The sequence below is a fragment of the Paenibacillus litoralis genome, from assembly GCF_046244365.1.
Taxonomy (GTDB): Bacteria; Bacillota; Bacilli; order Paenibacillales; family NBRC-103111; genus Paenibacillus_V.
On sequence record NZ_CP176395.1, the window covers coordinates 825,618 to 838,203 of the forward strand.

Here is a 12,586-nt window from a genome sequence, read left to right on the forward strand (position 1 = left end):
TTTTGCGTATGCAATCGAATCAAGGCGCTTGGCGGCACCGGACGAAAGCCGCCTTCTTTTCCGCAATATTCATCGGGCTAGGCCAGCTTTACAACAGGCAGTACGTCAAAGGCTTGTTGTTCATGATCATGGCGCAGCTGTTTTTCTGGAACTTTTACCCGATCGCCTACAAAGGCATTTCCGGTCTTATTACGCTAGGGTCGGTTCCTACACGGGTGGTCGGCGGCAAAATCGTTCAGGGTGACCATTCCATCTTTATGCTGATCAACGGACTCATTACGCTTGTTATCGTCCTGTTGTTTGCGGGCTTCTACGCGATGAACATTTACGACGCCCGCAAGAACGGAGGCATTCGGGATGAAGGAAAGCGTGTCCCGGGGTTCGGCGACTCGCTCCAAACGGCCAAATTTCGGCATCTGCCCTATTTGCTGCTCTTGCCGGCCGTCGGCTTCGCGCTTTTCGTAACCGTGATTCCGCTGGTGTTCAATGTGCTGATCGCCTTTACGAATTATTCCGCGCCGGCCCACATTCCCGACCGCTCGCTGGTCGATTGGGTAGGGCTCCGAACGTTTACCGATCTGTTCGTCCAAGAGGCGTGGAGATCGACGTTTCTCGGCATATCGGTCTGGAACATCGCCTGGGCGGGGGCTTCGACCGCTACGGTTTTTTTCGGCGGCCTGCTGCTGGCGATGATGGTGAACCACCCGGGCATCCGGTTCAAGCGGTTTTGGAGAACGGTTTTCATTTTGCCGTGGGCGGTGCCGCAGTTTATCTCGATTCTCGTGTTTCGGGTGCTGCTCAACGGGTCGTTCGGTCCGGTCAACGATATGCTGGTGAAGCTCGGTGTAGAGCCGGTGCCCTGGCTGTCCGATCCGGCAATGGCGAAGGTGACGGTCGTACTCGTCAACATGTGGTTCTCCACCCCGTTTCTGATGGCGCTGATGTCGGGCGTATTGACGACGCTGCCTCGCGATTTGTACGAAGCGGCCGAGGTGGACGGAGCCTCCGGACGGCAAAAGTTTGTCGGCATTACTCTGCCTCTCGTGTTGACGGCAACCGCTCCGATTCTCATCATGCAGTTTGCTTTTAACTTCAACAATTTCAATCTGATTTATTTGCTGACAGACGGGGGCCCGGACAACACCGGCTATTATTACGCGGGAAGCACCGATCTGTTGATCTCGTGGATTTTCAAGATGACGCTGAACCAGAGCCAATTCAACATGGCTTCGGCCGTGTCCATCCTGATGTTTCTGTTCATCGCGGCGTTTTCCTTATGGAATTACAGGCGAATGAAGTCTACCCAAGAAGAGGATATGGTCTGAATGTCGAAGCTGAAAAATAAGTTGGTCGTAGCCGGCATTTACGCGATTTTCGTGCTGCTGCTTATAGCGATTTTCTATCCGATCGTGTGGGTCGTCGGAACGTCGCTCAATCCGGGCACGGCGCTGCTGGTCAGCAGCATGTTTCCCGCCCATCCGACGATCGGTCATTACGTCGAGCTGATCCGCCAAACCGATTTCGTGCTGTGGTACGGCAACACGATCAAGATCGCCGTTTCGAACGCGGTGTTGTCGACGGCATTGGTTGCCGTGACGGCATACGCCTTCTCCCGGTTCCGGTTCGCAGGCAGGAAACAAGGCTTGATGGTGCTGCTGATTTTGCAAATGTTTCCCGGCTTCTTGTCCATTATGGCGATTTTTGTGCTGCTGCTGCAAACGAAGATGCTCGATACCCATCTCGGCATCGTGCTCATTTACGCCGGGGGAGCCGTATCGATGGGAACGTGGGTGATGAAAGGCCATTTCGATACGATTCCGCGAAGCCTGGAGGAAGCGGCCTTTTTGGACGGGGCGACGCATATGGACATCTTTTTCAAAATTATTTTCCCGTTGTCGCTGCCGGCCATTACATTCGTTGCGCTGAACAGCTTTATTACGCCGTTTATGGATTTCATTTTGCCGCAAATCATCTTGCGGTCGTCCGACAAAATGACGCTGGCCCAAGGCTTGTACAATATGGTCGCCAACGAGACGAACTCCAGCTTCCCCTTATTCGCCGCCGGCGCGGTACTCGTAGCCCTGCCGATTACATTCCTTTATATGTATTTCCAAAAGTATTTGATCGGCGGACTTGCGTCGGGTGCCGATAAAGGCTGACGGGAAGCGGGGGAATAAGCGTAATGGACAGAGAGAATTTTGCGAATGGATGGAGGGAGGAGTAACCATGCTCGTTGAAGCGATTTATCATCGGTCTGCGGACAGCTATTGCTATGCCTACGACGAAAATACCGTCCATATTCGGCTGCGCGCCAAAAAAGACGATCTGTACGCCGTCAGAGCTTTATACGGGGATAAGTACGATTGGGCGAACACCGCCTCGGAAACGCATCTGCACAAGATAGCGACCGACGAGCTGTTCGATTACTGGCAGGCGGAGCTCGCGCCTCCGCATTTCAGGCTCCGGTATGCGTTCGAGCTCGTTTCGGGCAAAGAGAAGCTGTGGTATACGGAGCAAGGCTTTTCGGAGCAAAAACCGCAGGATCCGCTCACCTTTTTCGATTATCCGTTTATTTGGCCGACCGAGGTGCTGCAGCCGCCGGATTGGGTTAAAAAGGCCGTCTTTTATCAAATTTTTCCCGAACGGTTCGCGAACGGCGATAAGACGAACGACCCTGCGCATGTTCGCCCTTGGGAGCAGGACGATCCGGGTCCTTACGATTATTACGGCGGAGATCTGCAAGGCGTGCTGGACCGCATCGATTACCTGCATTCGCTCGGCGTAGGGGCCGTATATTTTACGCCTCTATTCGAGGCAAACACCAACCATAAATACGATACCGCCGATTATTACAAGGTCGATCCGCATTTCGGCGACGCGGCGTTATTGAAGAAACTCGTTCAAGCCTTTCACGCGCGGGGCATACGCGTCATCTTGGATGCGGTATTCAATCATAGCGGAGGCGGGTTTGCTCCATTTCGGGATGTGCTGGAGAAGGGCCGGGAGTCGGTCTACTGGAATTGGTTCCATATGAAGGACAGCCCGGCAGCCGACGGGGCGACTCCGTCCTATCACTGCTTTGCGTTCGAGTCCCATATGCCCAAGCTGAATACGGCCAACCCGGAAGTGCGGGCCTACTTGCTCGACGTTGCGCGGTATTGGGTCAAGGAATGTGACATCGACGGCTGGAGACTGGATGTGGCGAACGAGGTCGACCACGAATTTTGGCGGCATTTTCGCCGGGAGCTGAAATCGCTCAAGCCCGACTTTTATATTTTGGGCGAAATATGGCATGACGCGATGCCGTGGCTGCGGGGAGATCAGTTCGATGCGGTGATGAACTATCCGGCGACGGAAGCCGTTCTTCAGTTTTTTGCCAAGGACGACATCGATGCGGAAACGTTCTCGTTCCGAATCAACCGGCTTCTGGCGAGCTATCCGCAGCAAGTGAACGAAGCGGCGTTCAATATCGTCGGCAGTCATGACACGCCCCGCCTGCTCACGGCCGCGCACGACGAACGTAAGGCCAGGCAGGCCGTATTGTTTCAGTTTATTTTGCCGGGCGCGCCGTGCATTTATTACGGAGACGAAGTAGGCATGACAGGCGGAGCCGACCCCGACTGCCGCAAACCGATGGTTTGGGATACGCAGAGACAGAACGGCGAGCTTCTCGGCTTTTACCGTGAGCTGATAGCGCTGCGTAAGGCGCATCCCGCCCTGCAGGAAGGCTCGTTCGAAATCGTTTACGCCCGGGACCGCCAGCTTGTGGCTCGAAGACGGCACGCAAGCGAGCACGTTTACGTTTGTTTCAATCATAGCGACGGTGAGAAACGGCTGACGTTCGCAATCGAACCGCAAACGCCGCCTGTTCCGATCTGGGGCAAAGGCAAAGCCCGGATGGACGAGGCTGCGATGACCGTAACCTTGCCGCCGTTCGGTTGGCTCGTACTTGCTGCACCCGGAGCGATTGACAAAACGGATGTCGTGTGATTAAATCGACTGAAACGTTTAAGCAAGGGCGGATGAAGAAGATGAAAAAAGCGACAATCAAAGATATCGCAAAAGCGGCCGGCGTATCGATCGCGACGGTTTCCTATATATTGAACGACGTCAAGACGCAGTCGATTTCCGACGAGACGCGTGTCAAGGTGCTGAAAATCGCTCAGCAGCTGCACTATGTGACGAACCGGAGCGCCCGTTCCTTGAAGCTGCAAAAAACCGGGCTGATCGGTATTTTATTGTTCAAGGATTTGGAACCGAAGCCGTGGTCCGATCTGAATTACGTCAAAACGTTATACCGGATCGAGCAGCTGTGCGGCGAGCGGGGTTACCATGTCATTTTTATGCAGATCGACGGGGACGCTCCGTCCTACGACATGATTCGAGAACGGAATTTGGACGGCGTCTTCCTGATAAACGTAGATCAAGAGCGGTTCGCAACCATATCCCGTTACTTCGGGTTCGGGATTCCGGTGTTTGTCGTGGACAGCCATATCGAAGATACGCTATTTCACAAAATCATCCCCGATTTCGAAAAAGGCTTTCGGTCCGCGAACGCGAGGCTCGGCGAAACGCCGGAATTTCTGGTGATGGACGCCTATAACGACGCGGCGCTCGTCGGCATCGTCAAGCGCCTGTCGGGCTTGGACGAAGCGAGGATTCACGTGTACGAAAGCAAGGAGGGCTTGAATGCCTTTCTGTCCAAAATTCCCGAGGGCAGTCCCGGGATCGTCGTTAACGAATTTTTGGCGAACGAAGTGCTGTGGACGCACGAGCATATAGCCGTTCTATGCACAAGCCATTACCCGGACATCGTGCCGGCGAAGGTTGCGAAAATAACGTACGAGTTGAACTTATATAAACAGGTTGTGGACATGATGGACCGCAACATTCACGATGCGGATTACAGCAATCCCGACAAATTTATCTATTTGTCCGTTTCATCGTGAGGATCGGATAGGAGGAAGCACCCGGTGAAGGCATCGCGGTTAATCGAAATCAAACATTTTCATTCGGCTATTTTGAATAACGATCGCGATATGTTCGTTTATTTGCCCCCGAGTTATGAAGGTCAGGCCGAGAAACGGTATCCGGTTCTGTACATGCATGACGGGCAGCACGTTTTCTTTCAAGATCGGAAGGGCGAGTCTTGGGACGTTCATCTTGCCGTGGACCGGCTGGTTGCGGAAGGGAAGATGCGGGAAATTATCGTAGTCGCGGTTTCGCATGTAGAGGATGCAAGGATCGCCGAATACATGCATGCAAATCCCGGCGGGCATAACGTGTTCGATACGACGAACCAAGGCGAGCTGTACGAGCAATTTCTTCTCCAAGAAGTAAAGCCCTATATCGACAGGGAATTCCGGACCTTGCCGGACAAAGCGAATACCGCTTTGATGGGATCGTCCGCCGGCGGACTGGTGTCGTACAATATCGGCTTCCGCCATCCGGACATTTTCGGCATGATCGGGGCGTTATGTCCGTTCTTCGTCAGCGTAGATTCGGCCACCATGGAGGAGCGTTGGTTAAGCGAGGTGTACACGGGGAAAGGGGCCCGGAAAATTTGGATGGACGTCGGGGATTCGGAAGGGTTTACCGTTATGGAAAAGCATGTGCGCCATGTCGCAGAGGTTCTCGTTCAGTCGGGCTACAAGCCAGGAGACGACTTCATGTACTTCCTTGCGGTCGGATCCGGACATTCCCAGACGGATTGGGCTGCCAGGGTCCATGCACCGCTTCTCTACTTCTTCGGTGATATCGGTACTCCGGTGCGCATCGAGCTGCACGGTCCCGGTGTCATCGGACTGGAAGGGCCGAGAGGTACGCTGAACCCGGTCGTCCATTATGACAGCGGCTTTATGATGACGGATTTGGACGCCCGCTATGAAGTGTCCGTTCCGGGGATCGTCGAGGTAAGCGGGGACGGTAACCTGCTGCCTAAGAAGACGGGCAGTGCGACGGTCACTTATTTCGGGCATCAATTGACGGCGAGTCTCGATATCGCTGTCGTTCCGTACATTTCCGATACGGTCACGGTTCAGATGTACGTGAAGGTACCGGAAAATACGCCGCCGACTGAACAATTGTATGCCGGCATCGAGCTGCCTCCGATTCGCGAAGGGCTGTTCGGCGGAACGTTCGAGGTGCCGAGAAACGTTTCTTTCGTATTTCGTATTTCCCGGGGGCTCGGCAAGCACGAGACCGATCGGCAAGGCAGGGAAATTCCATATCGGACGTTTACGGCGGACGACGGATTGCTGCTGCACTACGAGGTGGAAAACTGGGTGGATTTCGTAGCCGAGCGCTTATTGGGGTGATGACGATGACTAATGGATCGACGATTTTGCGAATCGAAAGCTTTTATTCGGCCAGCTTGGACAACCGGAGAGATTTGTTCGTCTATTTGCCTCCAAGCTACCGGCATGACACGGCCAAACGGTACCCGGTCCTGTATATGCACGACGGACAAAATATTTTCCATCCGGCATTCAACGGGTATTCCTGGAACGTGCATGCAACGGTCGACCGGCTGGCAGCCGAAGGCCTGATGGAGGAAATTATCGTGGTCGGCATCTCGAATATGGGCATGGAGCGGGCCGACGAGTTTACCCATGACCTGGAAGGGGTGCTTTATCCATCCGATAAAGTGCCGATCCGGCCCAAAGGCCATTTGTACGAAAGCTTCGTAATCGACGAGGTGAAGCCTTACATCGATTCGGTTTTTCGGACGAAGGCGGGTCCTGAGCATACGGCTTTGATGGGGTCGTCTCGAGGCGGGCAGGTGACTTACCATATCGGGTTTCGCAGTCCGGACATTTTCGGAAAGCTGGCTATCGTATCCCCGTATTTCTATTGCGTAGACCCGGAGACATTGGTGGAAGTTCCGCTGCTGCATATTTTCCGGCAAAAGCAGCCGATTTCCCGCATCTGGATCGATCTCGGCGGCCGCGAAGGAACGCTGGTGATGGAAAAGCATGTCCGCGCAGTTGCGGAGCAGCTGCTGGATTTGGGGTATACGGAGGACGATGCGCTTGCGTATTACTGCGATCCCGATGCCGAGCATGTGGAGAAGGACTGGGCGGCAAGGCTGGCCTCTCCGCTCATTCATCTGTTCGGGACTGGAGTCAAGGGGAACAGCCGGTCGCTGACCTTGTGCGGCTGCGAGAACGTAAGCCTTGAGGGTCCGGCTTGCCGATTGAATCCGATCGCCGAGCAGGAAGACGGGTTTACGAGGTCTGTATTGCGGCCGGCCTATACGGTAGAGGATCATACCGTTCTGGATGTACGGGAAGACGGAACGATCGTGCCCAAACAAAGTGGAGAAACGTTGGTCACGGTCGAGTATCGAGGCATGTCGGCTTCCAAACTCGTCCGTGTTTCCGGCGAGTAGGTTCAAAAAACGCCCAAGGTGCGCCTTGCGGCGTTTTTGGTTTGTCTTGAACGCAGAGTCTTCCTCCCGGAAGCGGAATGGTCCTCCGGGCAGCCCGTATGCTTGATCGGCCCCGGGCCGGCGGACGGCCGGTTCTATGGAAAAGAGGATAACGGGCAGTTGACGCGAATATAAGGGTAGACTCTAGGAATATCCACATTTTACCTTTATGGAGGGCGGGATGAAGTTGACGGTGATGAACGAAGCTGTGGTAAGCTTAAAAGGACCCTCGATGGTTTTGCTGGTGGCCGATTTGGCCGAGGCGTCGGCGTTCTACGAAAGCATCGGATTTACAGCCGAAAACATCGGCGGTCACATCCACATGCAGCGGGAAGCGGTAACTTTTATTTTGCACCCCGCCAGGCGGGCGGAAGACGTCCGACCGAATTCCTCCGTCGAGGGAGGCCTTTATTTCGATGCCTTTTGCTATTCCGATGCTGCCGGATTAAAACAGCTGTACGAGGAGTTTCGTTCCAAAGGCGTCGAGATCGCGCGCGGGCCGAATTGGAGCGACGGATGGAGCGAATTTACGATTCGCGACAATAACGGCTACCGGATTGCTTTTGGCGGGTAACGTTGCTTAGGGACGAGGTTTTATCAAACCGATGAAGAGGAGATGCTTTCATGACCGTTCGACCTGCGAGAGAAGAATATGCCCCATACTACGATACATACATTCGCTTGGTTCCCGAGGGGGACATCACGGATATGTTATCCCGGCAGCTTGAGACGATAAGCGGTTTTTTTGCGGCGCTTCCCGAGGATCGGGCGTTGTTCCGCTATGCGCCAGGCAAATGGAGCTTGAAGGAAGTGCTAGGGCATATAACGGACACGGAACGGATCATGGGCTACCGTCTGCTACGCATCGCGAGAGGAGACAAGACGCCGCTTGCCGGATATGACGAGAACGACTATGTGAATGGCGCCTCTTTCGATTCGTCGCCGCTAACCGGGCTGATCGAAGATTATACGGCAGTACGCCGATCTACGCTGACCCTGCTTCGCGGGCTGCAGGAGGAAGCTTGGTCGAGAATGGGAGTTGCGAACAACAGCGAGCTGTCCGCAAGGGCGCTGGCTTACATCATAGCCGGTCACGAGCTTCATCATCTTAACGTGGTTAAGGAAAGATATTTGGGGTAGCTTCAGCTCGAAACACCGAATAGCGAACTGTAGTTCCGCATTAGGCAAGTATCGAGAGGGAATGTTGGAAATAGCGTACCTACGTTCCTCTTGCATAGGTGGGCATTCACGAAAGAAGTTCATCTGAGTTTTCTGCAACTGGGGCGGCGCAGCTTACAGTGGCCAAGCTGCCGTTCATCGGCGGCTTTTTTAAATATTAAGAATTTATATGTTTCACCTATCAAGTGCTTATATTTCAACGGTAAACGCGCTCGTCCAGAAGGACGGCGAAGCCGTTTATCCTTGTCGGTCCGCGAGTACAATCAAGTAAACGGAAACTTTACCTTGTGATTCGTCAGGAGAGATCCTATGGTTAAAGCATACGTCTTGATTTGGGGGAAACGAGCATGTCCGATAGCCGACTCATTCGCGAAATCGTCAGCGAGCTTCAGGTAAAAGGAGTCATCGAATATAACGAATATGTTATAAGTGAAAGGAAAGGGACGACAGACGGAAGCGTCTACGTATTGGCGGCGAACGGCGAGCCGAAATATGTTTTGAAGCTGGACAGCCCGCAGCAGATCGCTATGGCGGAACGGTTTTATTTTGCTTATTCCGGAACGGACCTATTGCCTAAGCTGCTCCACTCCAATTCTGCGGAAGCGCTTCTTCTATATGAATACCTGGCAGGCGAAACCCATTACAATAGAGGACCCAAAAACGAATGGCTGCCGCTGCTGGTCGAAGGGCTGCTCAATCATTATCAAAAAGTTCCGGCTGAGGAAGAGTGGGGCAGGCTGCAAATTCCGCGCCAATCCTGGCGGGAATTCCATGAGCGGAGCGTGGAAGGCTGGCGAAGCCGTGCCGGGGAGCTGCTGCCGGCGGAAGATTTGGAATGGGTACAAGCGCTTGTTGCAAACATTACGGCTGACGACGAAGAAAAGCTTCTGCTGCACGGCGACACCGGCGTCCACAATTTCGTGTTCCGGTCGTTGAGGCTGAAGGGCGTGATCGACCCTTCGCCGATGATCGGTCCTGCGCGCTACGATCTGCTGTATGCCTTCTGCTCGTCGCCGGATGATTTGAGCCTGGAAACGCTGCTTGCGGCATACAAGCTGCTCCGGCATGAACATGTGGAAACGTCAAGGCTGATCGAAGAGACGGCGATTCAGCTCTATTGCCGCATCGGCATCTGCTCCTTGCATCATCCGCATGATTTGCCGGGGTATTTGCAGGCATGGGACTACTGGAAAGGTCTGCTGAGCCGCCACGGCCAGTAGTCTTCCGCACCGCATACCACGAGGTTAATGGTTTATCGGGTTAACGGGTAGATTTTACTTCCCTGGACTCGGCGTAGTTGGTAGAATATAGGTAATTTAGCAGGCACAAAAGAGAAGAAGGAGGGATTGCCTTGTTAAGAGAGAAAATCCCCCGTTAATGCCGAGGTCCGCCTCTCCTCATGCAGAACAAATCATCTTGTTATTAATATCTGACAAATGAGGGGACGGACTTCAATATGTGGCCAAAAGCGATCGATTGGCAAGACCTCCGATTCGGAGTGGAAATCGAGTTTATAGGCGGGGCTCCGGAGAGTACGGAACTGCTTCCCGGCTGGGAAATGTCGCTGGACGAAAGACAGATAGACGAGACGGGAAACGAGTCGGGCAGCGAGCTGAAGCCGCCGCCGCTGCGCTGGGAAGAGCGGGAGCAAATTCGCGAAATGCTGAACCGGCTGAAGCTGCAAGGGGCGGCGGCGAATTGGAGCTGCGGGCTTCATGTTCATGTCGACCTACAGCAATGGGGACAGGCGATCGTTCGGCCGCTTCTCGAGACGGCATTAACCGCTCAGGACAGTTTACAGTCGCTGCTCGGCATGAGCGAGCATAGGCGTATATACTGTCCGCCGGTTACCGAGGAGATGACGAGGCGGTATTCGGCCGAACCCGGTCCGGACGCTCTTCGCTATCGGAACGGTCGGCCTCAGTCCCATCGCTGCGGCATAAACGCTGCCGCTTGGTTCGACATCGGGACCGTAGAAATCCGATATGCCAACGGCTCTTTGGACTATGACGAAATTGTCAGAACGGTTGAACTGTGCCTTCGCTTCGTCGCGGCGGTCGGAGCGGGCCGCCGGCTTCCCGGTAATCCGGAACGGTTGGCGGCCGAGCTGGGAGCTCCTGCTGACGGTTACCCCGCTGCCGTTTGTCCGCCTCAATGGTACAAGGAGCGCATATGGCTGGAGGAATCGCTTCTTCCTGTCCTAACGCCCATTGCGAACCGGCTGGTACCGGAGGGAGAGATTCATCACATCTTACCGGTGCCCGGGGGGATTGTCGTTGCGGTCGAAAACCGGGAGGGGCATTTGTCCACGTACAAGTTTTTGCCGTCCGCGGACGGCTGGGAGCTAGCGGGTTCCTTCCCTGCAGCCGAATAAGATCCGGCGCCTCGAGGAGGCGCTGTTCCCCTTTCGGGCTAATCGCTTTTAGGTAATCCATCGCAGAGGAGAAGAAGCCGTGCCGTACATACAGGTGAGCGATCTGGACATGTTCTACGAACAAATGGGATTCGGAGATCCCGTCATCTTTTTGCACAGCGGCTATTCGAGAGGAATTCTGGCGTTCGCCAGTCAACTGCTCGACTTTCAGAAGCGTTACGCATGCTACTATCCGGATTTCCGCGGACATGGGCGTACGCGCTGCGACAGCCTCGAGTGGAGCACGCCGAAGCTTGCGGACGATATCATCGATTTTATCGATGCGCTAAACATCCCGCGCGCGCATATCATAGGCTACAGCTTGGGTGCGAGTGTGGGCCTGTACCTGGCGGTGAATCGTCCCGAACGGGTAGCGACCTTGACGACGATCGGCACGAGCGGGTTTGCGGATCCGTCTGGGGTGGAGCAATTTGAACCGGAATGGCTTCTGCAGAACGGACCCCGAGAAACGATAGAATTCGCTAAGGAACGGCATGCGGAAGCGCACAGGGGGGATTGGCAGGAGTTTATGCGCCAAAGCGCCATCGATTGGCGCTTGTATCCGCAGCTTACGGAAGAGCAGCTGCGTTCGATCCGTTCGCCGTCCTTCTTTATTGCGGGAGAGCACGATCCTTACGTAGGCGAGGAGAAGCTGAAGCATCTGAGCGCTCTCGTGGAAGGATCGCAATACATGAACGTGCCGGGCGGCAGCCATAGGCCGCATATGCAGAGGGAATACCCGACGCTGGTCAACGATGCCATTCTTCAGTTTTTGGAAACCTATTCGATCGAGGGGAGGACTGCAACGTGAGTGAAGCCGTCAATATTCAGGATGTCGTTCAAGTGAGGAACGTGACGATCGGAGCTGTCCGGCTTATCGGAATTCAAGGCGGGAAGCTGGAGGACCAGCATGACTTATTTGCGCAGATGGAAGCGAGAGTAGGCGAAATAGCGTCCAGAAAAAGCGATCATCCCTACTTGATCATTCTGCCTAACGGCTTGGTTCCGCTCGTGGCCGTAGAGGTCGAGCCGGCAGGCGAAGTGCCGGAAGGCATGGTCGCCTACACGCTACCTGAAGACGAGTATGTCCTCTTTCATTTTGCGGAAGCGCATATCGGCGAGTTTTGGGGGTCCATCTGCAGCGAGGAAAATCAGGTGAGATACGGTATCGACTTATCCAAGCCGAGATTCGAAATGTTTGCGCCGAATCTTCAGCCGAAGGGCATGGTGGAGTGGTATTTGCCCGTTAAGCGGGGCTAAGCCGGGTAACCGTAACCTTCAGACAGCGATCGAAGCCTTTAACAGAGAAGCCGCGTAATCCGCGGCTTTTTTTGTCGTCATGCTAGAACGTTTCGCACCGGCCGGAGGGCAAGGTAAACAAATGTATACGAAAGTAATGACTAGTCTCTTTGCTTCGCGAGGCAAGTTTCTTAATGTAAATAGTACAGACACAATTGAAAGCGCTTCTACGATTTATCTGATGATTGTGTTAATGGAAGGAGGAAAGAGCCTCGAATGAAGTTGGAAGCGAAAGCATGTCATTAGGTTTGACGGTTCTTTACTCC

General features: G+C 54.2%; 12 protein-coding genes. All 12 read left to right on the forward strand.

Annotation, left to right across the window (positions count from 1 at the left end; genetic code table 11):
- Positions 1-8 precede the first annotated feature (8 nt).
- The 12 genes from ACKGJP_RS03495 to ACKGJP_RS03550 all read left to right on the forward strand — a co-directional run bounded on the left by ACKGJP_RS03495 (position 9) and on the right by ACKGJP_RS03550 (position 12,281).
- The gene (locus ACKGJP_RS03495; RefSeq protein WP_409344304.1) at positions 9-1,325 is read left to right on the forward strand and encodes an ABC transporter permease subunit; all 1,317 of its coding nucleotides are present in this window, start codon (positions 9-11) and stop codon (positions 1,323-1,325) included.
- A complete protein-coding gene (locus ACKGJP_RS03500) occupies positions 1,326-2,159 on the forward strand; it encodes a sugar ABC transporter permease (protein ID WP_409344305.1) in 834 nt (277 codons plus the stop codon). It abuts the gene before it with no gap.
- Between the two features lie 67 nt (positions 2,160-2,226).
- Positions 2,227-3,990: a glycoside hydrolase family 13 protein gene (locus tag ACKGJP_RS03505; RefSeq protein WP_409344306.1), complete on the forward strand. Its 1,764-nt coding sequence runs from the start codon at positions 2,227-2,229 to the stop codon at positions 3,988-3,990.
- A 41-nt stretch (positions 3,991-4,031) separates the two neighbouring features.
- Positions 4,032-4,949, forward strand: a complete 918-nt coding sequence (locus ACKGJP_RS03510) for a LacI family DNA-binding transcriptional regulator (protein WP_409344307.1) — start codon at positions 4,032-4,034, stop codon at positions 4,947-4,949.
- A 24-nt stretch (positions 4,950-4,973) separates the two neighbouring features.
- The gene (locus tag ACKGJP_RS03515; protein WP_409344308.1) at positions 4,974-6,317 is read left to right on the forward strand and encodes an alpha/beta hydrolase; all 1,344 of its coding nucleotides are present in this window, start codon (positions 4,974-4,976) and stop codon (positions 6,315-6,317) included.
- Between the two features lie 5 nt (positions 6,318-6,322).
- A complete protein-coding gene (locus ACKGJP_RS03520) occupies positions 6,323-7,390 on the forward strand; it encodes an alpha/beta hydrolase (protein ID WP_409344309.1) in 1,068 nt (355 codons plus the stop codon).
- Positions 7,391-7,610: 220 nt separating this feature from the next.
- Positions 7,611-8,003 (forward strand): VOC family protein, encoded by a 393-nt coding sequence (locus ACKGJP_RS03525; RefSeq protein WP_409344310.1) that lies wholly within the window; start codon positions 7,611-7,613, stop codon positions 8,001-8,003.
- A gap of 50 nt (positions 8,004-8,053) precedes the next feature.
- Positions 8,054-8,569: a DinB family protein gene (locus ACKGJP_RS03530; RefSeq protein WP_409344311.1), complete on the forward strand. Its 516-nt coding sequence runs from the start codon at positions 8,054-8,056 to the stop codon at positions 8,567-8,569.
- A gap of 386 nt (positions 8,570-8,955) precedes the next feature.
- Entirely contained in the window at positions 8,956-9,828 is an 873-nt protein-coding gene (locus tag ACKGJP_RS03535; RefSeq protein WP_409344312.1) for a phosphotransferase, read from the forward strand.
- A 236-nt stretch (positions 9,829-10,064) separates the two neighbouring features.
- Positions 10,065-10,982: an amidoligase family protein gene (locus ACKGJP_RS03540; protein ID WP_409344313.1), complete on the forward strand. Its 918-nt coding sequence runs from the start codon at positions 10,065-10,067 to the stop codon at positions 10,980-10,982.
- A 79-nt stretch (positions 10,983-11,061) separates the two neighbouring features.
- Positions 11,062-11,832, forward strand: a complete 771-nt coding sequence (locus ACKGJP_RS03545; RefSeq protein WP_409344314.1) for an alpha/beta fold hydrolase — start codon at positions 11,062-11,064, stop codon at positions 11,830-11,832.
- Complete coding sequence (locus ACKGJP_RS03550; protein WP_409344315.1) at positions 11,829-12,281, forward strand: effector binding domain-containing protein; 453 nt, start codon at positions 11,829-11,831, stop codon at positions 12,279-12,281. The genes ACKGJP_RS03545 and ACKGJP_RS03550 overlap by 4 nt, the downstream gene beginning before the upstream one ends.
- Positions 12,282-12,586: the final 305 nt, after the last annotated feature.